This is a genomic window from Micromonospora mirobrigensis (assembly GCF_900091555.1).
GTDB classification, from domain to species: domain Bacteria; phylum Actinomycetota; class Actinomycetes; order Mycobacteriales; family Micromonosporaceae; genus Micromonospora; species Micromonospora mirobrigensis.
Window position 1 is genome coordinate 511,459 of sequence record NZ_FMCX01000002.1, and the last position, 26,482, is coordinate 537,940.

Here is a 26,482-nt window from a genome sequence, read left to right on the forward strand (position 1 = left end):
TCGGCGAGGCGGTGAGCGGTTCAGCCGCTGGCGTTGGTTCCGAAATAGTTGGCGTGTTTCGCCGCGATGGCTGCCCAGTCGCCGTTGTGGGGGAAGCGGACGACGTCCCAGCCCCGGTCGTAGAGCCGTTCCTGCGCCTCGGCATCGCGTTCGGCGACCGCGGCGTGGTCGTGGACCGGCCCGTCGACGAAGACGGCCACGTTGGCACCGGACAGCCGATAGACATAGTCGGGCCGGGCCAGCGCCTCGGTGACGAAGGTCTGCGCCTCGTCCGGCAGGCGCAGGCCTCGCTGCTTGAGCCAGGTGATGAGCTTCGACTCCAGCGCCGTGTCCGACTGCGCGGTGAGCCGCTCGAGCTGCTCGGTCCGCGACTCACCCTGACCGGTGGGTGCGGCCTTGCCTGTGGCGATGCGCAGCAGCAGGTCGCGCACCAGGTGACGGTTGATCGACCGGTGGTTGAGCTGGTTGCCGTAGGTCAGCAGGCACTCGTAGCAGCCCTGTGCGCAGGGACGGTCGGGGTGCGGACCACCCGTGTCGGTGCCGTCTGGCGCGAAGTGGCAGATCGACAGCGCCTCGGCGGCCGCCCGCGCCAGGGCGTTCGGGTCCGACTGCATGAGCCGCAGCACGCCGGCGCCGCCCTCGGCCGCTTCGGTGAACAGCATCCGTTCGCGCGGCCCGTCGTTCGGTGGCAGGAGTTCCGTGGCCAGCTCGGAGTCCTCGAGCTCGAAGGCTGCCTCGATGCCGCGCTCCAGCGCATACATCAGGGAGAGCGCGACCGGTTCGTCGAGCGGCTCGTCGAGCTTGAGGACCATGATGTTGCGCCGGTCCTCCACGTACGGGATGACCCGCTTCTTGCGACGCTTCTCGTTGCCGTCGGTGTCGATGAGCGGCATCTCGCTGGAGTCGCCGGAGGCCTCGCCGGCGTCGCGTTCGTTCATCCACCGCCCGTCGGCCGGGTCGAGCCAGAAGCCGTCCGGCTCGTCAGTCTTGGACCGGACCCGGCCGATGTTGGTGATGCGGACGGTGGCCGAGTCGCCGTAGGAGAGGACGGCCAGGCCGCCGACGGCATCCGAGACGATGGCGTCCCGGCGGCCGGGGCGGGCGCCATGGTCGTGGAAGCGGTACGAGGTGACCAGCCGGAAGCCAGCCCGGCGCCGCTCCTCCTCGTCGGAGGAGATGCGCTCGCGGCGCTTGGTATAGACGGTGTGCAGGTGCAGCAGGCCAGTGGTCCGCTCGCCCAGCACCTCACCGCACATCTGGCAGCGGTCGGCGTTCACCTTGATGTCGTGGTGGTAGCCACAGTGGTGGCACCGGCGCGCCTCGCCGGTCACCACGTCGCCGGCCGCATCCGGGGGCAGTTGGATCCGCGTTACCTGATAGCGCGCACCCTCGTGATAGATCAGGGCGCCCGGACCGAACTCACGGATGGCGAGGAATCGGGGTCGTTGCAGATAGTCGCCATCACCGAACTTGCGGCCGGTGGTGGGGACGTAGGCGGCGAGCGGCAGCCGCGGGAACGAGTAGCCGGGGAGGAATCCCTCGCTAGCCAGGTAGCGGTATGGGTTGAAGTCCGACAGCACCGACTTGCTGTCGACGCTCTCGTTCTTGAGTAGGTTGAGCTGGGTTTCGGCCTCCTTGCGGCGGCCGACGGCGATCCGGCGGTCGCGTTCGGACAGGGTGTGGTCGAGTACCCGCCGATTCTGTTCGGCCTGGTCGACGAGGGCGGCCTTGAACAGGTCGCGCCAGCGGTCGAAGGCCCGGTCGAACCGCTCGGGCGTGGTGCGGACGGTGTCCTCGATCCACTGGTCGTCCCACCAGCTCGACTGGGCGTACTCGGACAGCAGGCCGGCGAACACCGTGCGGGCCGCGGCTGCCGCCCGCTCCTGCGACCGGGTGTCGTGCAGCGCGGCCGTCATGTGGTCGTGCAGCGCCAGGGCAGGGTTTGGCCGGCGGGAATCCTCCGGGTAACTGATGTCGATGGTCTCGGGTATGGCACGCCCGAGCTTGATTCCCGCCTCGGCGAGCCAGATGGCCTGCACGTGGGACCGGACGAGGTCCTCGTTGGCCAGATCCAGGCGCGGTGGCGCCACCGCGCCGGCGACCATCCGGGCGGAGCGGCGGAAGTAGTACTGGTCGTGGCTGTTGCCGGTGGCGCAGTACGTGGTGACCAGCGCCGGCTGACCCGACCGGCCGGCCCGGCCGCTGCGCTGCGCGTAGTTCGCGGGCGTGGGCGGGACGTTGCGCATCATGACGGCGTTGAGTTCGGAGATGTCGACCCCGAGCTCCATGGTCGGCGAGCAGTAAAGCAGCCTGAGCTCCGCCTTGCGGAATGCTTCCTCGCGCCTCTCCCGCTCGGCCGGGTCGACCTGGGCGGTGTGTTCGCGGGCGGTCAGGCCAGCGAGGGTCCCCGCAGCCTCTTGGTAGAGGTCGCGGAAGAAGGTGTTGACCCGGGGGCCGTCGCCGCTGGCGTAGGTGCGGGTCAGCGGGTCGTGAGTGCCGATCTCGCCGGAGCCGGCCCGCCAGATGAGGGACGCGGCCGAAACGCGGTAGCCGGTGGCACTGGCGCCGGCGGGCCGACGGAAACGGCCGGCCCGTGGCGGCGCGGCGTCGATCCTGGTGATCACGCTGGCGTTCGCCAACACCTCGAGGAGATCGACGATCACCTGCTGCGCGTCGTCGAAGCCGAGTTCCTTGCCGAAGTGCACCCGTCGCAGGTACTTGCCGAACTTGCCCCGCCCGGAGAGGAAGAGCCCCGAGCGGTCTATGCCCGGCCTGGACGGCTGCGGGTAGGCGGTGCCAACCTTGGGAGCATCGCTCCCGGACAGTACCCACGGGTCGATCAGGCGCTCCTCGCTCGCGCGCTGCAGCGAGTCGAAATCGTCCCGGAAATACTGCACGTCGATGGCGAGCGACCGGCGCATCTCGTTCAACAGCGCCCGCATGATCTCGACGCGCTGGCCGGGCTCCGCGCCGCGCAGGGCGTCGTGGCTCTTCGACCAACGCTCCTGGTTCTGCGCGAGCCAGTCGAGGTCCTGGTAGTCGATCTCCAGCAGGCCGGTCTGCTCCAGGTTGGGCATGGTGATGCGCCAACCCCGCTCGAGGTCCAGATAGAGACGGAAGGCAACGACATCGCGCAGCGTCTTGGCGGCGTTGCGTGCCATCGAGGGCGGCAGGTCGTCGCCCCGCGCGTAGTCCGCGACCTGCAGACCCAGGGCGGCGGTCACGTCGGCGGCCAGGTCCTCGTGATTGATGCCTTCCTCACCGGCGTCGAGCGCCGCCTTGTACAGCGCTCCCCGTAGTTGGGTGATCTGCACGAAGTCGTTGAAGTGGCCGGCCTGCAGGGAGGCGTCCTGGCGGTTGTCGACGAAGGTCAGCAGCTTGCGGGCCTTCTTGTCGAGTGCCTCCGGCGGTGCGCTCATGAGGGAGCGCACGATCGAGGCAGAGACCAGCGAGGTGGCCGAGGAACGGCCCTCCTGATCGAGGGTGGCGAGCTTGGCGAAGTCCTTGCCCCTGGTCTGCTCATAGCTCACCCCGCAGTGGGCACAGAAGAGGAACGGAGAGGGAATGAAGGCCGCCTTCAGCGCCCCACGCCCCTCGTATCCGTACGGGTCGACGGTGACCGCGACCGGCAGCCGCTCTCGGTAGGAACTGCGGACGGCCTCCTGCCCGTTGTCGTCGATCTCGAGCCAGGACTCCGGGATGCGCCGGCCTTCGATGGCCTCCTCCCGCGTCGTCGGCCACGGCCGGTCCGTGTCGATGTAGAGGTAGCCGTCGGTGGCCTTCCCGCCCGTGGCGACGATGTCCCGGCGCGGCTCGTAAATGACGTTGCCGTCACGGGTGGTGCGCCAGACCGTCAAATACTCCTGGCCACATTCGCGACAGAAGGCGAGCGGCAGCAGGATCTTCCCGTCCGAGCCGGGCAGAACGAGCTGGTAGTCCCGGGTGAGGTGGCGGGTGAGCTCGTCCTCCAGGGTCACGTAGACCGTGTCGCCCTTGGAGAGGAACTGGTGCAGCCGGAAAGCGAACAGAGGTCGCTCGGTAACGGGGTGCCGCGCCTCAGAGCCGGCCTTCAGGGTGCGCCGGATGGCCCGCGCACAATCCGCAGCGGTCAGGCCGCTGGCCTCGGCCAATTCGACCGCGGCGTCCTCGATTTTGGCGGGTCTCTGACGCACGAGATGCCCGGCGGCGTCCACAGCGAGGCCGAAGCGGGTCTCGATCCAGCGCGCCAGCGGATCATTGACGAGATCGCCGTAGGCACGCGGTGCGCCGGGCGCCCGCAACCGCTCCGCAGGCACAGTCCCGGGGGCCTCAGCCGTCGCACGAACGAGCGTCTCGCCGATGACGTTCGCCGGCGTGACCTCGGTGCCGAACAGGGTGCTGGCGACCCGCGCGACGACCGCCCGCTGGTCGTCGATGGTGCCTTCGCTGGAGATGGTGGCGGAGGTGCCGATGCACTGCAGCTTCTCCGCCTCGCAGGCCTCACGCACCCGGCGGATGAGCAGGGCCACATCGGCGCCCTGGCGGCCGCGGTACGTGTGCAGCTCGTCAAAGACGAGGAACTCCAGCCCGCTGGCCATCTTGATCAGCGACCGCCGGTCGTCCGGACGGGTGAGCATCAGCTCCAACATCACGTAGTTGGTCAGCAGGATGTCCGGCGGGTTGTCGCGGATCTCTTTACGCCGCTCGTCACTCTCCTGGCCGGTGTACCGCGCATACGTGACCGGCTCCCGGCCGGCCCCGTAACCGTCCTGGAGGTACTTGTCGAGCTCCTTGAGCTGACTGTTGGCCAACGCGTTCATCGGGTAGACGATGATCGCCCGTACCCGCTTCGCCGCCTTCGGCCCCTCCTGCTGACGCGCCTTGAGCACCTTGTCGACGATCGGCACGATGTACGACAGCGACTTGCCCGAGCCGGTGCCGGTCGTCAGAACGTAGGAGGCGCCGGACTGCGCTCTGGCGATCGCCTCGCGCTGGTGCTGGTGCAGGGTCAGCGAACGACCGTCGCAGGTGGTGCCGCCTTCGGTCTTCCTGGCCTGGAAGATCCGGGCACACTCCTCGTGCAGCACCCCCTGACTGACGAGTTCCAGGATGGAGCCGCCCGAGGCGAAGAACGGGTTGAGCGACAGCCATGGATCGGGCCACTGCGATTTGGCGTCCAGGTCGTCCTCGACAAACGCGGCGATCCGGTCGTCTCGGATGATCGTGCCGCCCTCAGTGAAGGCACGGTAGTCCTTGATGAGCCGCTCATGCACCCCGAAGACGTCCATGCCGGCACCGCTCGTGTCGACGGGAACGCTGTCCTCGGCAGGGGCCGGCGACGCGGCGGCGACGGCGCCGCCACGCGTGTCCGTCAGGTATCGCACCGGGTTGAAGGTTTCCCAACCCGGAACCGTGTCGCTGCCCTTGGTGAAAGTCAGAAGCGCCTCGCGGACGCTCACCGCGTCCGCCGGACGGTCGACGGGGTCCTTGGCCAGCAGACGGGCGATCAGCCTCGCCATGTCCTCCGGCACATCCGAGCGCATCAGCCGGATCGAGGGCACCGGCTCCTCGAGGTGCTTCTGGTACAGCTCGTGAGCAGACTCGCTCAGGAAGGGCGGTACTCCGGTCAGCAACTCGAAGAGCACGCAGCCCAGCGCATACAGGTCGGCCGCCTGGGTGACGGCTGCGGCGAGGAACTGCTCGGGCGCCATGTACCGGGCGGTACCGACGGTGACCCCCGTGCTGGTCACCCTGCCGGATTCGCCGTCTTCAAGGATTCTGCCCATCCCGAAGTCCAGCACCTTGATCGCGCCGGTGCGCAGCAGCATCACATTGGAGGGCTTTAGGTCGCGGTGCACGACGCCGCCGCCGTGTGCCGCCGACAGTCCATCGGCAATCTGGGCACCTACTGCGGCGACCCATGAGATGGGCAGCTGTGGGTGCTCTGACATGAGATCCCGCAGGGTTTCCCCGTCGAGGAGTTCCATGGCGATGTAGGGCAGCTCGTCGGCACCCGCCGCTCCGGCGATGATGCGCGGCAGGTGGGAGTGGCGCAGCTTGCGCATGATGCGCACCTCGCGCTCGAACCGTTGCCTGGCCTTGTTGTCGGCGGACGTGTCGATGAGAGCTCCGGAGCGGCTACGGAGGATCAGCTTCAGCGCAACCATGCGGTCGGTGGAGCCCTCGGCTGCCGCCATGTCCTCAGCTCGGTGGACCTCGCCCATGTTGCCTTTTCCGATGGCACTCAGCAGCCGGAACCGGCCGGCCACCCAGTCGTTCGTTCCCGTCACCCTCAACGCCCCCCGGCTCGTCCTCGACGGCGATCGCGTTGCCACCTTCTACCGGGACGTCGGCTGCCCGCTCAGCCCACCACGGTCCTGCCTGAAGGACTCCCCCGGTACGCGAATACGAAGGTTTGTTCGCGATGCCGTCCGTGGAGTATCGCCGCCTCCGGCCAGCGGAAAATCCTCCGGTCGGAGGAAATGATCAACCGATAGTTGAGGGCTTGACATCGCCTCCAAGCCGTCCACTTGGGCCGCATCTTGCGCGATCTATACCGCTATCGGTCGATGATCGACTGTCACGTCTGCGAGCATTGCAGCCCTGGGCAGCCCTTTTGTCATTCCCGGCCGATGTTCCGGCCCATCTGCTTCGGTCAGAAGCTGTGGACACGACAGAGTCGATCATGGCTCCAGGAGCCCGCGGGCGAGTCCGTCCACCATGAGCTTCACCAACGCTTCCCCAAGCTCGGCCGCCTGTCGGATTGTTGACTCAAAGGCGTCGAGTCGCCGGAACGCCTCCCCGTGCACCCGCTGCTCCTCCAACGGCAGCCGCCGCACCTGCGCCCGCCGAATGTCGAACCGCAAGGTCCCGGACAGGCTCGACGCCTGCTTCTCGTTGGCCGACGTGCGCAGCTGCCCGGCCAGGAACCAGGGGTCAAGCGCCGCCGGGTTGGGTCGCAGCAGGTAGAGGTTGCGCCCGAGCAGCGCTCCCTCGGTGGTGACCACCCGGGCGGTGAGGGTCCGAGCGATCATCGGCACCACCACGTCGCCGGCGGCCAGGGGGATCTCCTGGCCAAGTTTGCCGTCGTCCCGCCCCGAGGCGTCCGCACCGTTCAGCACGTCCTGCGCGGTGAGCACCGGCGGCCCGTCACCTGAGGCGGCGTCGCCGTCGGTCGAGGCGGTCCGGATCGGCCCGAGGAGCTGCAACGCCCCCGTGCGGACCAGCTCGCCGACCGAGAGGGTGGGCGCGGCAGCTTCGTCCGCTGCCGGGGTGACCTGCGGCATCAGCGCCGGGAGGTCACCGACGATCGCGGCGAGCCGCTCTCTGGTGCGTACCAGATGTTCCTCCGAGGCCTCGCCCCCGACGGCCGGCTGCCGGCGGGCCGGGGTGAGGTCGACCTCCTCGTCGAGCAGTTCGATGACCGGCACCGCGCGGGCGAAGCCGACCTCCTCGATCTCGGCGTCAGGCGCGGCCGTGAAGGCGCGCCAAGTGGTCAACACCCGCACGGAGAGTTCGGAGAGGTCGCCGTCGGCGGCGTCGATCAGCAGCGCCCGCGCCGGTGGCGGCGCGTCGGCCGCGGGCCGCCGCAGCACCCACAGGTGCAGCGGTACGCCGTGCGGCGCGGCCACCCCCGGCGGAAGGGCGACGACGGCGCGCAGCGCGCCGCGGCGCAGCAGTTCGGCGCGGATCCGCCGGCCCGGGCGGCGCCCAGCGGCGGTGGGGGGCATGAGCAGGACGGCAGACCCTCCGGGGCGCAGGTGGGCCAGGGCGTGCTGCACCCAGGCCAACTCCGGTTCGGTGCGCGGCGGGGCGCCGTACTCCCAGCGCGGGTCGTAGCCGAGCTCCTCGTGCCCCCAGTTGCTGGCACCGAACGGCGGGTGGCAGAGCACGGCGTCGACGTGCCGGCCGGGGAACGCGTCGCCGAGCAGCGAGTCGCCGGGGCAGACCTCCCCGGGCACGTCGCGCAGGGCGAGCCAGAGCCCGGCGAGCCGGGCAAGTGTCTCGTCAAGTTCCTGTCCGTACGCCGAGGTGCAGCCGGCGCGGACGGCTGCCCGCAGGGTGGCGCCGGAGCCGGCGGCCGGGTCGAGGACGGAGCCGCCGCCGACGTCCGCGAGCCCGGCCATCAGGTCGGCCAGGTCGTCCGGGGTGGCCCAGGGCCGGCCGGGACCGGGGGCTGAGAAGCGCTGCCACAGCTCGTCGAAGGTGGCCTGCGGGCCGGACTCCTCGGCGAGGGCGTCGATGTCGGGCAGCAGGTCGATCAGGCGTCGGTCGACCTGCCGGGGTGACGGGCGTTCGCCGCGTTGCCGGGCGAGCAGCAGCGCGCCGACGGCGGCGAGCGCGCCGGGACCGGCGTCGGGAGTGGGGGCGAGTCGGCGCCAGAGTCGGTCCACCGCGGACAACTCGGGCAGCTTGCCCTGGCCGCGCAGCCACTGCTCGACCTGGGTCAGGTCGAACTCGGGGCTGGCCGCGGTGCCGGCCACCGGGGCCGGGAAGTCGGCGTGCCGCTTACGCCAGTTGCTGACCGCGGCGCGCCCGACCCCGGCGAGCCGGGCGATCTCCGCCGCCGTGATTGTCGCTGTCTCCTGCACCTCCGAAGTGTGTCACATCCGTCAAGCATCATGTCTGTTGACAGCGTTCACAGAGAATGCTCTTATTGACGCCGCCACGGTTCACACCAGGAGGACATCGATGCGCAAGACCACCACCCTCGCCCTCATCGCCACCGGCCTCGTCGCGCTCGGCTGCGGCTCCGGCGCCACCGACAACGCCGGCAGCTCGGGCGGCGACACCAGCGGCGGCAACGGCGGCGACGCCCCCGCCAAGACCGCGAAGATCGGCAAGCCGGCCCGGGACGGGAAGTTCGAGTTCACCGTCAAGTCCGCCAAGTGCGGCGTCGCCAAGATCGGCGACAGCACCCTCGGCGCCAAGGCGCAGGGCCAGTTCTGCCTGGTCACCATGACCGTCAAGAACATCGGCAAGGAAGCGCAGATGTTCGACGGCAGCAGCCAGAAGGCGTACGCGGCCGACGGCACGGAGTACTCCGCCGACGGCGGAGCCGCGATCTACGCCAACCAGAACGCCGAGACCTTCCTCAACGACATCAACCCCGGCAACCAGGTGAGCGGCGTGGTCGTCTTCGACATCCCGAAGAAGGTCAAGCTCACCAAGCTCGAGCTGCACGACTCGCCGTTTTCCGGCGGCGTCGACGTGGCGCTCGGCTGACTGTCCCCGCTTACGTCCCGGGGCGGGGTCACGCCCGCCCCGGATGTTCACAGCCCGCCTGTTCACACGAGGAGCGCCGCCATGAACGACCCCGTCACGCCGTCGCCCGAGCAGCCCCGGCAACCGTCCCTCGCCCCGGCACCTGCCCCGGCCGGCAGAGGCGGCAGCGCCAAGGCCTGGGCAGTCGGTGGGCTCGCCCTGATCACCGCCCTCTGCTGCGGCGGTGCCGCCATCGGACTGGCGGATAGCGACGACAAGAAGCCGACCGCCGGCGGGAGCAGCCCGACGGCCAGCGATTCCCTTGCGCCCCCAACCACCGCGGCACCCATCACCACCCCGCCGTCAACCGCGCCCACCACCACGCAGCCCACGGCCGAACCCACCACCGCCGAGCCCACCACGGCTGCTCCGACCACGACGCCGCCCGCACCCAAGCCGAAGGTGTACAAGGGACGAGGCGACGACGTGGTGCGGATCCCGGACCTGACCGACCTGGCCGTCATCAAGTTCACCTGCCGGTGCAGCGGCAACACGGTGCTGCACAGCGACGGGCCGGAAGGGCTGTTGGTCAACGAGATCGGGTCGTACAGCGGCAAGCGCTGGATCAATTTCGAGGACGGCGCGCTCACCACCGAGTTCGAGATCGAGGCGACGGGCAGCTGGACGCTGACGATCGGATCGATCGAACAGCTGGCGACCAAGGCCCTCTCCGGCAAGGCGTCCGGCAAGGGCGACGACGTCGTCGTCCTCGGTGGCGAGGCGACGGCCGTCAAGGTTACGCACACCCGCGGCAGGTCCAACTTCGCTGTGTACGCCTACTCCCTCGACACCGGCGAGGGCGGCCTGCTGATCAACGAGATCGGCGGCTACTCCGGCGTCCGGCCGCTGACGGCACCGGCCATCGTACAGATCGCCGCCGACGGCAACTGGACCATCGCACCCGCGTGGACCTGATACCGCCGCCCACGCGCAGGCCCCGATCGCATGTCGGCCCGTCGACCCCACCTGCCCCGGAGGCGACCATGCCCACCTCCCGCACTTCGCAGGCTCCCTGGCCCATCGGCTGGGTCGGCCCTACCTAGCGCACCCCCGAACCCACTGGACCCGACCGAAGGGAGACAACCATGACGGACACCGCGCAGCCCTTGATGGAACTGGTCTTCGACCAACTCGCCGACGACGACGCCGTACCGGCCGACGTCGCCGACCTCGTCCTCGCCGCCCTCGCCGGCGACGAGGATCTGGCCGCCGCCCTCGCCGGCTCGCCGACCCGGCTGGATCCGCGCTCCCCCACCGGCGGCGACCCGACCGGGCAGATCTGGTTGCGGTCGGTGACCGTCGCCGGATTCCGCGGGGTCGGCGAGGAACGCACCTTCGACGTGCCGCCCGGCCCGGGTCTGACCCTGGTGGTGGGCCGCAACGGCTCCGGCAAGTCCAGCTTCGCCGAGGCGATCGAGCTGGCGCTCACCGGCGACAGCGCCCGATGGGCGGAGAAGAGCAGCGTGTGGCGGGCCGGCTGGCGCAATCTGCACGCCCCGGAGCCGTGCCGCATCGCCGTGGAACTGCTGATCGACGGGGTGGCCACGCCGACCCGGGTGGCGCGGGCCTGGCCGGCCGGCGCCGAACTGCCCGACGCGCAGGTCACGGTCACCAGTGACCGGGGCCGGCACGCGGGCCTCGACGAGCTCGGCCTGGCCCACCCGCTGGAGCTGTACCGGCCGTTCCTCACCGCCGCCGAGCTGGGCCGGCTCACGGCGGGCACGCAGAGCCAGCTCTTCGACGCGCTCTTCGCGATCCTCGGCCTGGACGCGATCAGCGAGGCCGACCGGCGTCTGCTACGGGCCGCCCGACCCCACGAGGCGGCCGTCAAGGAGGTACGGGCGCAGCGGACGGTCCTGGCAGCCACGCTGGAAGGGGTGGCCGACGACCGGGCGCGGCGGGCCGCCGTGCTGTTGCGCCGACGAGGTGCGGCGGATCTGGTGGCGCTGGCCGCGATCCTCGCCGAGCCGGACGAGGCGACCGCCGACGAGGCGGTCCGGCGTTGCCGGGAGCTCGCCGACCTCGCCCTGCCGGGCACGGACGACGTGCTCCGGCTGGTAGCGCAGCTCCGTTCCGCCGTGGCCGAGACGGTCCGGTACGACGGCGGACGGTCCCGGGCGGCGTTGCGCTCCGCGGAGCTGCTGCGTCTCGCTCTGGAAGAACACCACGAGGGCGGTGACCGGCCATGCCCGGTGTGCCGGAAGGGAAGCCTGGACGGCGGTTGGCGTACGGAGGCGGAGGCGTCGCTGGCGGAGCTGCGGCAGCGCAGCGTGGCGGCGCAGAATGCCGCCTCCCGGCTCACCGCGCTGATGCGCCAGGCCCACCACCTGATCGATGACATCGCGTTCCCGCCCGAGGCACCCGAGCGGGCCGTCGACGGCGGGGACGGCGAGCTGGCCGAGATGGTCGGGCCGCTCACCGAGGCGGTGGCGGCGCTGCGACGCGTGCCCGGAGGGCCGGCAGAACTGGCCGACCACCTGGCCGAGAGGTACCCGTCGGTGGTGGTGGCGGCCGGCGCGGCGCGCGCGTACGCCGAGGGTTTCCTGCGGCAGCGCGACACCGGCTGGCGGGCGGCGGCGGCCGACCTGCGGGGCTGGCTGACCGCGGCGGGCGGCCTGGCGGCGCGGGAGGCGACGCTCGCCCGGGTGAAGGCGGCGCGGGCCTGGTTGTCGCGGACCGGTGCGGTGGTGCGGGACGAGCGGCTGCGGCCGTTCGCGGCGCGCTCGCAGCGGATCTGGGAGCGGCTGCGGCAGGAGAGCAACGTCGAGCTGGGTGCGATGAGCCTGGCGGGGGCGAACACCCGGCGGCGGGTGGTCTTCCCGGTCAGCGTGGACGGCGCCGACAACGGCACCGCGCTGGGGGTGATGAGCCAGGGTGAGATGCACGCCCTCGGGCTGGCAACGTTCCTGCCGCGCAGTTGCGCACCGGAGAGTCCGTTCCGGTTCATCGTGGTCGACGATCCGGTGCAGAGCATGGATCCGTCGAAGGTGGACGGGCTCGCCCAGGTGCTCGCCGAGCTGGCCGAGGAACGGCAGGTGCTGGTCTTCACCCACGACAGCCGGTTGCCCGACGCGGTGCGGCGGCTGGACCTCGGTCGGGCTCGGATGGTGGAGGTGCACCGGGCGGAGCGCTCGGTGGTGACGCTGCGGCCCGCTTCCGACCCGGTCACCCGTCACCTGGAGGACGCCGGCGCGCTGGCCCGTACCGGCGACGTGCCGGCGGAGGTACGCGGGCCGGTGGTTGCGGAGTTGTGCCGCGCGGCCATCGAGGCGGCCTGCCACCAGCGGATCTGGCGGGCTCGGGTGGCCCGGGGAGTACGGCACGACGACATCGAGGCGGCCATCGTCGAGGCGTCCCGCCGGTTGACCACGATCGTGGCGCTGGCCGTCTTCGACGACGCGGAGCGCGGCGGCGACGTGCTCGGCTGGTTGGGTCGGCACGGCAGGTGGGCGGTGCGGGCGTACCAGGAGTGCCGCCAGGGTGTGCACGGCGCGCACCTGGCAGACCTGCCCGGCCTGGTCGCCGACGCCCGCCGGCTGGTGGGGGTGCTCGCGTGACCGCGCCGACGGCCGACCGCTGCCTGTCGGCGGCCGACCGGTTGCTGCGCGGTGCTGGCCGGTTCGGCGCGGCGGCGGTAACGGCCGGGTGGTGGCCCCGCGTGTGCGCCTGCCTGATCCGGCTCGCCCTGGAGGGCGGCGTCGACGGCTACTGGCAGCGGGTCCGCCCCGACGTCGCGGCGTGTCAGCAGAATCGCGCCAAGCAGCTCATGCTGCGCGGGCGGCTGGGACCGGGCGCGGCGGTCGCCCGTCGGATCGGGTACGCGTGGGCGACGCTCTCCACCGCCACCCACCACCACTGCTATGAGCTGGCGCCGACGGCAGCGGAGCTGCGCCGGCTGCACACCGAGGTGGCTGACCTGCTCACCGAACTCGCCGGACGACGGGCATCCGCGCCGTGACCCGTGCTCAGCTCGGAGTCGGCGCCTGCCGCCGGTCGGCTTCGGCTGACATTAAACGAAGTGCTGAAACCCGACACCGTCCGCCCTTCTTGTCACAGTGACAATAAGCCTAGGGTGTATTCATGAACGACGATTGCTGGGTCCCGCCAACCGTTCTTCTCGCGGTGGACCTCGTCATCCTCACGTTGCGCGAATCCCAGCTCCAGGTCCTGCTGATCGAGCGCGGCGTGGCCCCCTACCGGGGCTCCCTCGCCCTACCGGGCGGCTTCCTCAACCACGACCAGGAAGACCTGCTGACAGCCGCCCATCGCGAACTCGACGAGGAGGCGGGCCTCGGGCCGGAGGAGTTGCACCTCGAACAGCTCGGCGTCTACGGCACGCCGGGCCGTGATCCCCGGGGACGGGTCGTCTCGGTGGCCTACCTGGCCGTCACTCCCCGACTGCCCGAGCCGGTGGCCGGCACCGACGCGGCGGACGCGAAGTGGACCCCGGTGGCCCATGCGCTGTCCGACGCGGCACCGCTCGCCTTCGACCACCGGCAGATCCTCGCCGACGGCGTGGACCGGGCCCGCGAGAAGTTGGAACGCTCCGCACTTGCCACCGCCTTCTGCGGCCCGACCTTCACCATCGTCGAGCTGCAGGAGGTCTACGAAGCGGTGTGGGGCGTGCGGCTCGACCCGCGCAACTTCTACCGCAAGGTCCAGAGCGTGGACGGCTTCATCGTCCCCGCCGGCCCGACCCGCAGGACCGACGGCGGGCGGCCCGCCCGACTCTTCAAGCCCGGTCCGCACACCACGCTGCACCCGCCGATGACCAGACCGCAAGGCCCGACAGGCAAGGAGAAGACGTGAGCACGAACAAGGATCTCGTCGTGATCCTCACGGCCCTGAACCTCGAGTACGAAGCCGTCCGCGAACGGTTGTCCGACCTGCGCGTGCACCGACACTCGGCCGGTACCCGCTTCGAGGTCGGCCGGATCGGCCAGAGCACCTGCCGGGTCGCGCTGGCCCTGGTGGGCAAGGGCAACCATCCCGCCGCGGTGCTCGCCGAACGGGCGATGGCCGAGTTCTCACCCGCAGCCGTGCTGTTCGTCGGAGTGGCCGGTGGCCTCTGGCCCAACATCCGCCTGGGCGACGTCGTCGTCGCCAGCAAGATCTACGCCTACCACGGCGGCACCAGCGAGGACGACGGCCTGAAGGCCCGACCGAAGGCGTGGGAGATCCCGCACGAGGCGGACCAGATCGCCCAGCACGTCGACCGCAGCAACACCTGGCGCGAAGGACTCCCGGCCGATGACGAACCGGCCGTCCACTTCGGTCCGATCGCCGCGGGTGAGGTCGTGCACGACTCGGCGATCTCCGGGCAGGCCCGCTGGATCCGGCAGCACTACAACGACGCCGTAGCCATCGAGATGGAGGCCGCGGGCGTGGCCCAGGCCGGCCACCTCAACCGCGCGCTCCCGGTGGTGGTCGTACGCGGCATCAGCGACCGCGCCGACGGCACCAAGGCGGCCAGCGACGGCCGGAACTGGCAGCCGAAGGCCGCCCGGCACGCCGCCGCGTTCGCCACCGCGCTGGCACAGGAACTGATCACCGAGGGCCCGACGGGGCAGGCAGGCGCCCAGCGCCGGAACGGGAGTGAACCGATGCGGATGACCAACCGCAACATCGCCACCGGGAACGCCCGCGTCGGGGTCCAGGCCGGCCAGATCTACGGGGACGTCACCGTCGGTGTCGACCCGCATCAGCCGGTCGACCTGGCCACGAGCATCGCCGACCTGCGCAGGCATCTCAAGCAGGCCCACCTCGACGGGCAGTTGGACGGGGAGACCTACGCCGCGGCCGAGTCCGAGCTGGACGCGGCAACGGAGTGCCTGGCCGCGAGCGAGCCCGAGAAGAAGGGTGGCCTACTCGTCGCACTCAAGCGGCTGCGTGGCCTGGTCGCCGACGTGGCGGAACTCGCGGCACGGCTGGCGACGATCATCGCAGTGGTGAGGGGGATGTCGTGACCATCCCGACCAACACCAATATCGCCGAGGGAAACGCTCACGTCGACGTGCAGGCCGGCGTCGTGCACAACGTCAACTTCTACGAGGTGCCGCCCGACGCGAGTCCCGAAAGGCGGTTCCGTGCTGGGGTGAATTATCTGGACAACCGGGTTCGGGACGAGGCGCTCAGCCTGATCGAGGGTGCGGTCGCCGAAGGTCACGTGACCACGGAGGTGCAGTTCTATCGGCTGCTCGCCCTCCTGAGCGGTCGCACCCTACGCCAGCTCAGCACGGAGGACCTGGATCGTCTCGAAGCCATCTGCACCGGCCTGCCGCACCTCGACGACCGTGACGAGTGGGCGGCCGGAGTGAAGGCGATCATCCGCCTGCTGACCCCGACCAAGGCCACAGAGCCCGATCTTGTGATCAAGCACATCGACGTGCTGGGCCGGCGGCAGCGGGAGCTGATCTACGGCCACCTCGAGGCACTGCTCGAGGGAACGGTGCAGGACGAGATGTGGCACCGGTCCGTCGCCCTGGCGGTGGCGCAGCGGACGGCGCACCACCGGAGGGACCGGGTCTGGAAGTTCTTCCACCCTGAGCCCGCTCGGCCGCGCGTGCGCGCCGTGCGGCCCGCCACCGTCGCCCTGCGCGAATGGTTGCTCGCCGGCACGAGCGCATCCCTCTTCACGCTCGCGGTCGTCAAGCTGGCCGAGCTGGTTGGCTCCCGAGGCGATCTCGATCCCGTCCTCGGCCTGCTCGCTGCCCTGGGCGGCCTGGCCGCCTTCTGGGCCGGCGCAGCTGACCGGCACTTTCGAAGGGAGCGGCGGCGGGCGAAGGATGCCGAACTGCTCGCGCCCCGTCAACGTCGCTCCGAAGCCCCGGCGAGCGGATTCGCCGGCAAGGTCGACCGCCTGTTCAACCGCTACTTCCGCCGCTACGTGCCGCGAGGGACCGACCGGGCGTACTGGATCGCCCAGACGGCGGGAATCCGGCGACAGCTCCGCGACGAGATGGTCGAGCTCTACCGCGAGCAGCGCATCCCGGCGGAGCGGATCGCGTGGCTCGTCCGGCACCTGGTCGGCGACGTCAAACAGCGATGGGAGCAGGACACCTTGACGGCGTACCGTCAGGAACTGCGGGTCCCAGGCAGGTCCATCGTGCTGCAGATCGGCGGCCTGGCCCTGGTGGCCGTCGGAAGCTTCTATGCCGTACCCGCAGCGTTGGCATCCTCGCCCATCTCCGGCGGCGGATGGCTCCTGCTCGCGGTGGCGTCCGCCGTGCCGGCAGCGCGATCGACGTTCCGGATCGTCGCGGAGCGCCGGCGGGTGACCGCCGACGAGGCCGAGCGGTTCGTCGAGGAGATGGCCCGTTGGGCGGCCTACCGTCGGTGGCAGCGAAAGCTGGCCGACAAGCCCACCGACACCGAGATGGCCGCCTGGCTGGAGGGCGACCGGAAGGTCCTGGTCGATCGGGCCATCCAGCAGTACCGGCTGCGCCCCAGCCACGTGATCGCCCACGCCTTCATCGAGGCGCCGGCCAGCTCCTGCAAGAAGGCCCGCTACCACCGCGGCCCCTGGCGATACAGCCGCTACCAGTTGCTGCTGTTCCTGCTCACCGACGACGGCGTCCGGCAGGTCGACATCGACCTCGACTTCAAGGCCGTCACGGACCAGACCACACAGCGGCTCAACTACCGCTTCGACGCCGTGGCTGCCGTCCGAATCGACGGAATCGCGACCCAACGGCAGACCTTCGAACTGACCCTCGTCAACGGTGAGCCACTCTCGGTCCGGGTGAGCGATCCAGACTCCGAGTCGGAGCCGCACACCGACGATCCTACCAAGGTCACCGAGCTGTCCCTGGACGCCTCGGGGCTTCCGCACACCCTGCACGTGCTCGAAGGAGTCGCGGCCGAGGGGAAGGAGTGGGTCAAGCACCGTCGACGCCGCGCCGATGCCAGGCTCGCCAAGCTGTCGAAGACGACGCGCGACCTGATCGATTGAACGCCCGGTAGCCACGTGCAGTGCAACGGGACAGACACGCAGCGCCACCGGTTGGTAACGTCGCGACGCACGCATCGATGTCCCTGGGGAGGGTCCCGTGTGGGCGGACGAGGCCGCGCTCGACGCGGCGGCACGCCGGCTCGACGACTGGGAGGCCGGCTTCGCCGACCGCGCGAACCGCTCCCGGCAGCTGTCGGCCCGGGTGCAGGCCCTGACCGGCACCGCCACGAACGCCGACCGGACGGTCGAGGTCACCGTCGACGCCTCCGGTGCCCTGGTGGACCTGCGGCTGGACGAACGCACCCGGCAACACTCCGCCGCCCACACCGCCAAGCAGATCATGCAGGCCACCCGCGCCGCGCACGCCGACCTGCTGCGGCAGGTCACCGAGGCCGCCACCAGCCTCCTCGGAGCCGACGACCCCACCGGCCAGGCCATCGTCGCGTCGTACCGGCACCGGCTGGACCCCGATGCCCGGCGGTGACGGCATCCAGGTCGACCCGGCCGACCTGACCCGCCACGCCGCCCGCCTCGACCGCAGCGCCGACCAGATCGACACCGCCTGGCAGGCCGGCCAGCACGTCCGGCTCGGCGCCGACGCGTACGGCCAGCTCTGCGCGTTCATGCCCGCGCTCCTCGACGGCCTGCACGCAGTCCTGGTCGACGGGATCGGCACCGCCGCCGGGTCGGTGCGCGACACCGCCGGCCGGCTCCGCACCGCCGCCGACGGCTACCGCGCCGCCGACACCCGCGCTCAGCAACAGCTCGACCGGGTACGGCAGCGGCGGTGACCGCCAACCCGTTGGTCGCCACCGCCACGGACACTTCGCCGAGCGCCTGGGCCGGCGTGTGGATCGTCGAGGACATCGAGCTCATCGCCAAGGGCGTCCGCAATGGGAGCTGGATCGACGGCAGCCTCGGCGTGGTCAGCGCCGGCCTCGACGCCCTGGCCTTCGTCTCCGACCCAGTCGGCGCGCTGCTGCAGTACGGCGTCGCCTGGCTGATCGAGCACGTCAAGCCGCTCAGCGAGGCCCTGGACTGGCTCGCCGGCGACCCGGCGCAGATCACCGCGTACGCGCAGACCTGGCGCAACACCGCCGTGGCCCTGCGGGACGAGGCCGCGGAGCTGGCTCGGGCGGTGCGTGCCGACGTCGCCGGCTGGGGCGGCGCGGCCGGCGCCTCCTACCGGACCTGGTCCGGTGAGCAGCAGCAGGCCGTGACCGGCCTGGCGGCCGGCGCGGAGGCGATGGCCGCGATCACCGAGGGCGCCGCCGGCCTGGTCGCCGCCGTCCGGCTGCTGGTCCGCGACGCCATCGCCACCTGCGTCTCCCGCCTCATCGTGTACGCGGGCGAGCTGGTCGCCACGGCCGGACTGGCCACGCCGCTCGTGGTGGAGCAGGTCACCACCTTGGTGGCGTCGTGGGCGGCTCGGATCGCGCGGTTGCTGCGCGGGTTGTTGGCGAGCCTGCGACGGTTGCTGCCGCAGATGCGGCGGATCGCTGAGCTGATCGAGAAACTCAAACGCACCTTGGAGCGGCTCCAGTCACCTGGACGAGGCAGTGGGAGAGGCGGCGAGCCACCGGGCCGCCGCGGCATGAAACCTCGTGAGCCCACCCCCGGATCCCCCGACTTCGATCCCGGACTGCATCACGGTCCGCTGCACGGTGACTTCCGCCCAGGCGTCAGCGACCCTGGGGGACTATTCGAGCCCAAGGAGCGGGTGATCGCAGACCGGCTGGGAGAAGAGGGCAGCATGGTCCACCCACGGGAGCGTGTCGATGACGTGCACAAGCAGAAGAACCCCGACGCCATGGTGCGCGTAGACCCGGCCGACGCCGGAGTCGTCACCGAGTTCAAGACACTGGTCAGCAGCGGCAGCACATCCGTTCGACGCAACATCGTCGAGGCCGGAGAGCAGGCAGGCGCCGACGGCACGGCTGTCCTGGACGGGCGAGGTGTCGGTCTGACCGAGGAGGATGCCCGACGCGGCTACGCGCGTGCACTCGGGCAGGCACGGGCGCATCAGCAGCAGATGCCAGGAAGGGTGCGGATTATCCTCGGTGACAACCGCATCATCAGCTTCCCCGACCAATCAGGGTGAGGGCATGTCGACCTTTGAGCACATCTTCTTGCGCAGTGATCTCGGCCTAATCGAGACCGCCAACGAAGTCGCCGTGCTGCTTGGCCTCGAGGTCAGCCGGGACGCCAAGGAGGATGTCTTTCTCAGCCGGCCGGCGGCGGACGGTCGTGGGGGCACCGTTGGGGGTCAGATCTATAGGAACTACTACGCCTACCCATTCGAAGATCCAGATGAGATTTCGGTGATCGATGGTTACAACATCGTCTGGGATATCGGTTACACCAGAAGGGATCCGGATCTACAGCTCGATGAGGCCCGGCGACTGTCGCGGCAGTTGGCGGGCGCAGGTCCCTGGGCGGGCGTTCTGCTGCGTGGGCTCGATCTACTCATCGCCGCTTGGGATGCCGCGTCCGGGTACCACGAGTTGCAGGATGGCACGACTCCCGACAGTAAACATCAGGAGCTGTGGCGCCCCTTTCGTCAGCCCCCTCTCGCCTGATCCCATCGCGGGTTCAACGTCGCAGGTTCAATCACACCTTGGGTGTTCTCGGACGAGTCTAGGTGGCAACGTGTCGGTCTTGGAGCACATCTTCGTCCACAGCGCCGCATCTCCACGCAAGGTCGCGACGCAGATCGCTCTCGCCTTGGACATGGAGATTCTCAGCGGAGACGACGGTGGCACCTACCTCAGCCGTCCCGCCCAGACCGACGGCGACGCGAAGGTGGGCGGTGAGGTCGCCGAGAACCATCTGGCCGATCTGACCGCCACCGGCGAGGACATGTCGCTACTGAACGGCTACGAGGTCTTGTGGGACTTCGGCTTCACCGGCCGGAAGCGCGGCGTCCAGATCGAGGAGGCGAGGACGGCATTCGGTGAGCTCGCATCGGCCGCGATTTGGCCCGTGGCTCTGGTGGCGGGACTCGACATCCTGGTCGCCGCGTGGGATCCAGCCCTTGGCCTTACGTGGTTTCCGCCAGGCACGACGCCGGACATGCCCGACTGGCTCGCTTGGCAGCGTTACGCGGAGCGACTCGCCGGAGCGGGGGCAACGGAGGAGAGGAACTGAGGAGATGGGGATGCTGGTGGCTGCACGACGCATCGAGTCCGATGCGGACCAGGTGCGGTACGAGTTCGGCTTCGACCATGCTTTCGACCGCATCCTTCGAATCGATCGGCACACCCTCGGCGCGAGTGTCGAGGATGGCGTCTTCGACTCGGCCGCTAGCGCCATCACTGCGAAGATCTTCAGGTCATGGCAGTCCGGCGGTGATTACCCCTTGCAGATCTCTTTCGCCAGCTAGATACGAGGAAGCGAGTAGGTGCCGCGCAGTGGTCGGGAGCCCGAGTCGCCCGCTGTCGCACCCGAAGGCGTCTGGCGACTTTCACTTTGCGATCGAGGGAGCTCTGATGGATACCGTGGGCTTCTTCCGCGAGCTTGGGCCGGGCCAGACTGAGATCTATGCGGAGAGCATTCAGGTTCACCTCGGCGTTGGTCCTCTGCCGGACGCGGCTCACGTGATCCAGTACCTCCGTGAGGGCCACACACTCATCGACGTCATGGGCGCCGAGCGGGACGTGCTCGGCAGCGACAGATATCTCGTCGGTGGGGCGTCGATCATGACCGACGGTCAGTGGCTGTGGCGCGACGACCTGAGCTTCTATCTGGCCAGCTACCAGGTGAGACTTCCCCAGGAGTTCCTCGACGCCGTGCGGGCCAACGGTTATCGGGTTCCGGAGCTTCGAATCGAGGAACTCCGGCGTCTCAGCCGAGAGGCGATGCGCATCCTGGGCTATCACCGCCCGCCGGCTCCTTCTCCCTGACTTCCACCTACTCAGGCCCCACCGGGCGGAAGCCGGTGTTCTGCTGAACCGCCCGGCCGGGTGCCCGCCCCCTTGAGCCCGTCCGGCCCGCCCGGCAGACTGTCCCGATGACGCGAGGCATCGCCCTGGTCCGCCGCCCCGGCCACCGACTGGCCGACGGACTGGTCACCCACATCGAACGCACCGACGTGGACCTCACCCGAGCCCGCCAGCAGCACGAGGCGTACCGTACGGCGCTCGCCGACGCCGGTTGGCAGGTGCGCGAGGTGGACCCGGCCGACCAGTGCCCCGACGCGGTGTTCGTCGAGGACACCGTCGTGGTCTGCGACGGCCTGGCGGTGGTCACCCGGCCGGGCGCGCCGGAGCGCCGCCCGGAGATCGCCGCCACGGAAAAGGCCGTCCGCGAGGCCGGGCTCGACGTCGTCCGGATCGAGGCGCCGGGAACGCTGGACGGCGGCGACGTGCTCCAGGTCGGCGACACGGTGTACGTGGGTCGTGGTGGCCGCACCAACGACGAGGGCGTGGCCCAGCTCGCCGCCCACCTGGCGTCCCGCGGGCGCACGGTGGTGCCGGTCCCGCTGCGCGCGGTGCTGCACCTCAAGTCGGCCGTGACGGCCCTGCCGGACGGCACCCTGCTCGCGCTGCCCGACCTGTTCGACGCGGACGCGCTGCGCCGGCCGGTGCGCACGGTCGACGAGGAGGCCGGCTGTCACGTCGTACCCCTGGGTGGTGATCGTGTTTTGTTGGCGGCGTCGGCGCCGCGGACCGCGGCGCTCGTGGCCGACCTGGGCTTCACGCCGGTCGTGGTCGACATCAGCGAGTACGAGAAGCTGGAAGGCTGCGTGACCTGCCTGAGCGTGCTCATCCCTCGCGCCTGAGCCCTGCCGCCTAGGGTGGTCGGTGGGTGCCGGCGTGCGGCACCATCCCGACCATGCGTGCAGGAGTGCCGGTGCGAGCCCGAGACCTTGCGGTGCCCTTCCCCACCATCTCCCGGACCGACCCGGTGCTGGCGGCGGCCCGGCTGCTGGCCGCCAACAACCTGCCCGGGTTGATCGTGGTCGACGACGCCGGACGGCCGGTGACCGTCCTGGGCGGTACGCAGGTGCTGCGCCTGGTCATCCCCGGCTACTGCCGGGAGGATCCGACGCTGGCCCGGATGATCGACGAGCCGTCGGCGGATGTCTTCCTGCGCGGCGCCGAGGGGCGGACGGTGGCCGACCTGCTCCCCCACGAGCGGGTCGAGCCGCCGGTGGTGGAGCCTCAGGCCACCGTGCTGGAGGTGGCCGCGGTGATGGCGCAGAAGCGCATCCCGCTGGTCGCGGTCGCCACCCGGGGCGGGCCGATGATCGGCGGGATCACCCTGGACGCGCTGCTCGACCGGATGCTGGGCACCGCGTGAGCGCCGCAGCCTGGGCCGCCGTCGCGGTCTTCACCGTCTCGTACGTCCTGATCGCCACCGAGAAGGTCCACCGGGTGGCCGCCGCGCTCGGCGGCGCGGCGGTGATGTTCCTGATCGGCGCCACCGACACCGGGCACGCGTTCTTCTCCGAAGAGGCCGGCATCGACTGGAACGTCGTCTTCCTGCTGGTCGGCATGATGCTGATCGTCGCCGTGCTGAAACGCACCGGCGCCTTCGAGTACGTGGCGGTGTGGGCGTCGAAGCGGGCTCGCGGCCGGCCGTTCCGGGTGATGGTGATCCTGGTGCTGATCACGGCGGTGGCCTCGGCCGCGTTGGACAACGTGACCACGGTGCTGCTGATCGCGCCGGTGACGTTCCTGGTCTGTGAGCGCCTCGGGGTGCCGGCGGTGCCGTTCCTGATCGCCGAGGCGATGGCGTCGAACATCGGCGGCACGTCGACCCTGGTGGGTGACCCGCCGAACATCATCATCGGCAGCCGGGGCGGGCTGAGTTACAACGACTTCCTGGTGCACCTCGCCCCGTTCATCGCGCTGCTGCTGGTGGTCTTCCTCGGGTTGTGCCGGGTGCTGTTCCGTTCGGCGTTCCGGTACGACCCGGCGCGGGCCGAGCAGATCGCGGCGCTGCGCGAGGCGGACGCGATCCGGGACCGGCGGCTGCTGGTGCTCGGGTTGGCCGTCCTGGCGGCGGTCACCGCGGCGTTCGTCCTGCACACCACGCTGCACCTGGAGCCGGCGGTGGTGGCCCTGCTCGGCGGCCTGCTGCTGCTCGCGCTGTCCCGGCTCGACGCCGGGGAGGTCGCCCGGGACGTCGAGTGGCCGACCCTGGTCTTCTTCGCCGGGCTGTTCATCATGGTCGGCGCGCTGGTGAACACCGGCGTCGTCGAGCAGATCTCCCGGGCGGCGATCGAGGCCGCCGACGATCGGCTGCTGCCGGCGTCGATGGTGCTGCTGTGGGGGTCGGCCGCGCTGTCGGCGATCGTCGACAACATCCCGTACGTCGCCACGATGAGCCCGGTGGTCGCCGAGATGGTCCGGGCCCAGGGCGACACCAGCCAGTCGCACGTGCTGTGGTGGGCGCTGGCGCTCGGCGCCGACCTGGGCGGCAACGCCACCGCCGTCGGCGCGTCGGCCAACGTGGTGGTGCTGGGGCTGGCCGAGCGGGCCGGGCAGCCGATCAGCTTCTGGCGGTTCACGAAGTACGGCCTGGTGGTCACCGTGGTCACCGTCGGGCTGGCCGTGCCGTACCTGTGGTTGCGCTACTTCGCGCTGGCCTGACCGTCACCGGCGTCGTCGCCGGTGGGCGCGGCGGCCCGGTCCCGCCCGGTGCGCTGCCCCGGCAGCGCCCCGGAGCGCGCGGCCCGCCGGATCCGGTGCAGCGCGCCGTGCCAGTTGGGCACCTCGCGGCTCTCGTCGAAGGCCCGGGCCACGACCACGTCGGTGGAGGAGTGCGCCAGGATCGACAGGACGATGGTCAGCGCCACCAGGTGGAACACCTCGTCCGCGCCGACGATCCCGGACTCCAGCACCAGCAGCCCGTAGACCACGGAGGCGAAGCCCTTCGGGCCGAACCACATGGCGGCGGCCTGCTCGCGCATGCTCAGCCCAGAGCGCAGGAAGGAGATCCAGAGGGCGACCGGTCGGGCCACCACGATCGCCAGCACGGCGAAGACCCAACCGGTCCAGGAGATCTCACCGAGGAACTCGACCGAGATCAGCGCCCCGAACACCAGCAGCGCGGCCAGCTTGAGCAGCTCGGCGACGTTCTCCCCGAAGTGCTCGAACGCGGCCCGCTCGCGGGGGCCGAAGGTGGCCACGGTGATGCCGGCGGCGAACGCGGCCAGGAACAGGTTGCCGTGGGTGACCTTGCCCAGCGCCAGCACCAGCAGCCCGATCGCCACCCCGTTGAGCGGCGCGTACGCGGCCGAGGCGGCGAACCAGCGGGTCCGTTCCAGCGCGATCGCCGCCAGCGGCACCAGCACGCCGATGGCCAACCCCACGGCCAGCTCGGTGGCCAGCTCGCCCAGGTGCAGGTCGTCGGAGCCGGCCGCCACGGCAAGCAGCACCACCACGAACGGCAGGGCCAGGCCGTCGTTGACCCCGGACTCGACGTTGAGCAGGTGCCGCAGCCGGGCGGGCACCTTGTCGTTGCCGACCAGCGCGGCGGCGAAGACCGGGTCGGTGGGGGCGAGGATCGCGCCGATCAGCAGCGCCTCCGGCCAGTCCAGCCCGGCGACGTAGTGCGCCAGCACCGCGGTGACCAGCAGGGTCAGCGGCAGCCCCCAGCCGAGCGCCCGGCCGGGTAGCCGCCAGGCGCTGCGCAGGTCCGGCCAGCCGACCCGCATGCCGTCGGTGAAGAGCACCGCGAACAACGCCAACTCGGCCAGCTGCGCCACGATCGGGGTGTCGGCCTCAAGGTGCAGGACCCCGGTGGTGTCCTCGCCGAGCAGGAATCCGGCCAGCAGGAACAACGCGGCGGTGGAGAGGATCGTCCGGTTGGCCAGCGCCGACACGAGCACGGCGGCGAGCAGGACGACGGCGAAGCAGAGCAGCAGCACGGGGGCCTCCGGAGGGCACGGTTCATCGGCTGCCGACCAGACTTCCCGGCGCTCCACGGATCGCGATGATCCTAACGGCCGCGCCGGGCCGTCGCCGGGCGGCCGGAGGCGAGCGAAAAAGGGCCGTCGCGACCGCGACCGATTCGTCCGTTCGTGCGAGGCGCGCCGATCGCATACCCGTTACATCAGCAACCAGGGCCGCCGAACGGCCGAGCACGCGTCACGCGACGGTTACGGGCAGGACTGTTATTTGGTCACAGCGACCGTTCAGCATTGACGGCCACTTCCCACGGGCCCATTGTCGAATCAATAGAGCCGGCCAATTCCGGCGAGCCGAATTCTCTCGTTCGCATGACGAAGACCTCTTCTTCGCAGTGCGGAGCAACGCTGCCGAAAACTGTCCTCAGGGTCCCCAGAAAGGCGTCGCCATGACCGTCGGACCGGTTACCCCATCGACCGAGACGCCGTCCGCGGACGAACCCGCCGCCGTCGAGGGCCGCTCCCTGGGCCGGATCGCCTGGGCCCGACTCAGGCGGGACCGGGTGGCACTGGACGGCGGGATCACCGTGCTGCTGCTGATCCTGGTGGCGGCCCTCGCGCCGCTGATCAACAGGGTGTTCGGTCATCCGGTGAACGAGTACCACCAGGACCGCATCGACCCGAACCTCGGTGGAATTCCACCGGTGGGCACGTGGGGCGGAATCAGCTCGGAATTCCTGCTCGGCGTGCAGCCGGTCACCGGCCGGGATCTGTTCAGCCAGATCCTCTACGGCGCGCAGACGTCCCTGCTGATCGCCTTCGCCGCGACCGTGCTGGCGGTGGTCATCGGCATCGTCGTGGGCGTCAGCGCCGGGTTCTTCGGCGGCTGGCTCGACTCGCTGTTCAGCCGATTCATGGACCTGATCCTGGCGTTTCCGCTGATCCTCTTCGCGATCGCGCTGATCTCGGTGCTGCCCCCGACCCGGGCGTTCCGGACGGCCGTCATGATCGTGGTGATCGGGGGCTTCAGCTGGCCCTACATCGGACGCATCGTCCGCGGGCAGACCCTGTCGCTGCGGGAGCGGGAGTTCGTCGAATCGGCCCGCAGCATCGGGGCCGGCAACGTCCGCATCATCGTCAAGGAACTGCTGCCCAACCTGGCCGCGCCGATCCTGGTCTACGCCACGCTGATCATCCCGACCAACATCCTGTTCGAGGCCGCACTGTCCTTCCTCGGCGTCGGTGTCCCGCCGCCCACCCCGTCCTGGGGCCGGCTGCTCTCCGATGCAGTCCAGTACTACGAGTACGACCCGACGTACATGGTCGTGCCGGGCATGGCCATCTTCGTCACCGTGCTGGCGTTCAACCTCTTCGGCGACGGTCTGCGCGACGCGCTCGACCCGAAGGCCAACCGCTGACCGGTCCCACCACCC

The 26,482-nt window shown here is 70.4% G+C and carries 21 protein-coding genes; 18 read left to right on the forward strand and 3 right to left on the reverse strand.

Annotation, left to right across the window (positions count from 1 at the left end; all coding sequences use genetic code 11):
* Positions 1-20: 20 nt before the first annotated feature.
* Both GA0070564_RS09730 and GA0070564_RS09735 read right to left on the reverse strand, forming a co-directional pair.
* A complete protein-coding gene (locus GA0070564_RS09730; protein WP_091606068.1) occupies positions 21-6,269 on the reverse strand; it encodes a protein kinase domain-containing protein in 6,249 nt (2,082 codons plus the stop codon).
* A gap of 393 nt (positions 6,270-6,662) precedes the next feature.
* A complete protein-coding gene (locus GA0070564_RS09735) occupies positions 6,663-8,570 on the reverse strand; it encodes an N-6 DNA methylase (protein WP_176730617.1) in 1,908 nt (635 codons plus the stop codon).
* 100 nt (positions 8,571-8,670) lie between these two features.
* Here GA0070564_RS09735 and GA0070564_RS09740 point away from each other — a divergent pair, with 100 nt between their 5' ends.
* From GA0070564_RS09740 to GA0070564_RS09825, 17 genes are all read left to right on the forward strand, one after another.
* Positions 8,671-9,204 (forward strand): DUF4352 domain-containing protein, encoded by a 534-nt coding sequence (locus GA0070564_RS09740; RefSeq protein ID WP_091606073.1) that lies wholly within the window; start codon positions 8,671-8,673, stop codon positions 9,202-9,204.
* An 81-nt stretch (positions 9,205-9,285) separates the two neighbouring features.
* Positions 9,286-10,158, forward strand: coding sequence for a hypothetical protein (locus GA0070564_RS29260; RefSeq protein WP_176730618.1), 873 nt, complete (start codon positions 9,286-9,288; stop codon positions 10,156-10,158).
* A gap of 170 nt (positions 10,159-10,328) precedes the next feature.
* Entirely contained in the window at positions 10,329-12,800 is a 2,472-nt protein-coding gene (locus tag GA0070564_RS09755; RefSeq protein ID WP_091606085.1) for an AAA family ATPase, read from the forward strand.
* The gene (locus tag GA0070564_RS09760; RefSeq protein WP_091606088.1) at positions 12,797-13,201 is read left to right on the forward strand and encodes a hypothetical protein; all 405 of its coding nucleotides are present in this window, start codon (positions 12,797-12,799) and stop codon (positions 13,199-13,201) included. The genes GA0070564_RS09755 and GA0070564_RS09760 overlap by 4 nt, the downstream gene beginning before the upstream one ends.
* 122 nt (positions 13,202-13,323) lie before the next feature.
* Positions 13,324-14,052, forward strand: coding sequence for an NUDIX hydrolase (locus tag GA0070564_RS09765; RefSeq protein WP_091606091.1), 729 nt, complete (start codon positions 13,324-13,326; stop codon positions 14,050-14,052).
* Positions 14,049-15,209 carry a 5'-methylthioadenosine/S-adenosylhomocysteine nucleosidase family protein gene (locus tag GA0070564_RS09770; RefSeq protein ID WP_091606094.1) on the forward strand — a complete coding sequence of 387 codons (1,161 nt, stop codon included), beginning with the start codon at positions 14,049-14,051 and terminating at the stop codon, positions 15,207-15,209. The genes GA0070564_RS09765 and GA0070564_RS09770 overlap by 4 nt, the downstream gene beginning before the upstream one ends.
* Complete coding sequence (locus tag GA0070564_RS09775) at positions 15,206-17,194, forward strand: hypothetical protein (protein ID WP_091606098.1); 1,989 nt, start codon at positions 15,206-15,208, stop codon at positions 17,192-17,194. Before GA0070564_RS09770 ends, GA0070564_RS09775 begins: the two co-directional genes overlap by 4 nt.
* Before the next feature lie 97 nt (positions 17,195-17,291).
* Complete coding sequence (locus GA0070564_RS09780; RefSeq protein ID WP_091606101.1) at positions 17,292-17,678, forward strand: YbaB/EbfC family nucleoid-associated protein; 387 nt, start codon at positions 17,292-17,294, stop codon at positions 17,676-17,678.
* Positions 17,665-17,985 carry a type VII secretion target gene (locus GA0070564_RS09785; protein ID WP_091606104.1) on the forward strand — a complete coding sequence of 107 codons (321 nt, stop codon included), beginning with the start codon at positions 17,665-17,667 and terminating at the stop codon, positions 17,983-17,985. The genes GA0070564_RS09780 and GA0070564_RS09785 overlap by 14 nt, the downstream gene beginning before the upstream one ends.
* Complete coding sequence (locus GA0070564_RS29815) at positions 17,982-19,295, forward strand: WXG100-like domain-containing protein (RefSeq protein ID WP_245669887.1); 1,314 nt, start codon at positions 17,982-17,984, stop codon at positions 19,293-19,295. The genes GA0070564_RS09785 and GA0070564_RS29815 overlap by 4 nt, the downstream gene beginning before the upstream one ends.
* A gap of 4 nt (positions 19,296-19,299) precedes the next feature.
* Positions 19,300-19,773 (forward strand): hypothetical protein, encoded by a 474-nt coding sequence (locus GA0070564_RS09795; protein ID WP_091606108.1) that lies wholly within the window; start codon positions 19,300-19,302, stop codon positions 19,771-19,773.
* A 79-nt stretch (positions 19,774-19,852) separates the two neighbouring features.
* Positions 19,853-20,341 (forward strand): hypothetical protein, encoded by a 489-nt coding sequence (locus GA0070564_RS09800; RefSeq protein ID WP_141714734.1) that lies wholly within the window; start codon positions 19,853-19,855, stop codon positions 20,339-20,341.
* Positions 20,342-20,345: 4 nt separating this feature from the next.
* A complete protein-coding gene (locus tag GA0070564_RS09805) occupies positions 20,346-20,576 on the forward strand; it encodes a hypothetical protein (protein WP_091606114.1) in 231 nt (76 codons plus the stop codon).
* Positions 20,577-20,682: 106 nt separating this feature from the next.
* Positions 20,683-21,096, forward strand: a complete 414-nt coding sequence (locus GA0070564_RS09810) for a hypothetical protein (protein ID WP_141714735.1) — start codon at positions 20,683-20,685, stop codon at positions 21,094-21,096.
* A gap of 107 nt (positions 21,097-21,203) precedes the next feature.
* A complete protein-coding gene (ddaH, locus tag GA0070564_RS09815) occupies positions 21,204-21,974 on the forward strand; it encodes a dimethylargininase (protein ID WP_091606121.1) in 771 nt (256 codons plus the stop codon).
* A 71-nt stretch (positions 21,975-22,045) separates the two neighbouring features.
* On the forward strand, positions 22,046-22,495 hold the full coding sequence (locus GA0070564_RS09820; RefSeq protein WP_091607086.1) for a CBS domain-containing protein: 450 nt from the start codon (positions 22,046-22,048) through the stop codon (positions 22,493-22,495).
* Entirely contained in the window at positions 22,492-23,790 is a 1,299-nt protein-coding gene (locus GA0070564_RS09825) for an ArsB/NhaD family transporter (RefSeq protein ID WP_091606126.1), read from the forward strand. Before GA0070564_RS09820 ends, GA0070564_RS09825 begins: the two co-directional genes overlap by 4 nt.
* Here GA0070564_RS09825 and GA0070564_RS09830 read toward each other — a convergent pair.
* Positions 23,772-25,070 carry a cation:proton antiporter gene (locus GA0070564_RS09830; protein ID WP_245669888.1) on the reverse strand — a complete coding sequence of 433 codons (1,299 nt, stop codon included), beginning with the start codon at positions 25,068-25,070 and terminating at the stop codon, positions 23,772-23,774. The genes GA0070564_RS09825 and GA0070564_RS09830 overlap by 19 nt on opposite strands.
* A 428-nt stretch (positions 25,071-25,498) precedes the next feature.
* On the opposite strand from GA0070564_RS09830, the gene GA0070564_RS09835 reads away from it, so the two are divergent.
* Entirely contained in the window at positions 25,499-26,467 is a 969-nt protein-coding gene (locus tag GA0070564_RS09835; RefSeq protein WP_091606129.1) for an ABC transporter permease, read from the forward strand.
* Positions 26,468-26,482: the final 15 nt, after the last annotated feature.

Bases quoted from the DNA above. Each gene is read 5' to 3' on its own strand.
- GA0070564_RS09740 (WP_091606073.1), top strand. From the start codon at position 8,671: ATGCGCAAGACCACCACCCTCGCCCTCATCGCCACCGGCCTCGTCGCG.
- GA0070564_RS29260 (WP_176730618.1), top strand. From the start codon at position 9,286: ATGAACGACCCCGTCACGCCGTCGCCCGAGCAGCCCCGGCAACCGTCC.
- GA0070564_RS09755 (WP_091606085.1), top strand. From the start codon at position 10,329: ATGACGGACACCGCGCAGCCCTTGATGGAACTGGTCTTCGACCAACTC.
- GA0070564_RS09765 (WP_091606091.1), top strand. From the start codon at position 13,324: ATGAACGACGATTGCTGGGTCCCGCCAACCGTTCTTCTCGCGGTGGAC.
- GA0070564_RS09785 (WP_091606104.1), top strand. From the start codon at position 17,665: ATGCCCGGCGGTGACGGCATCCAGGTCGACCCGGCCGACCTGACCCGC.
- GA0070564_RS09795 (WP_091606108.1), top strand. From the start codon at position 19,300: ATGTCGACCTTTGAGCACATCTTCTTGCGCAGTGATCTCGGCCTAATC.
- GA0070564_RS09805 (WP_091606114.1), top strand. From the start codon at position 20,346: ATGGGGATGCTGGTGGCTGCACGACGCATCGAGTCCGATGCGGACCAG.
- GA0070564_RS09810 (WP_141714735.1), top strand. From the start codon at position 20,683: ATGGATACCGTGGGCTTCTTCCGCGAGCTTGGGCCGGGCCAGACTGAG.
- ddaH (WP_091606121.1), top strand. From the start codon at position 21,204: ATGACGCGAGGCATCGCCCTGGTCCGCCGCCCCGGCCACCGACTGGCC.
- GA0070564_RS09835 (WP_091606129.1), top strand. From the start codon at position 25,499: ATGACCGTCGGACCGGTTACCCCATCGACCGAGACGCCGTCCGCGGAC.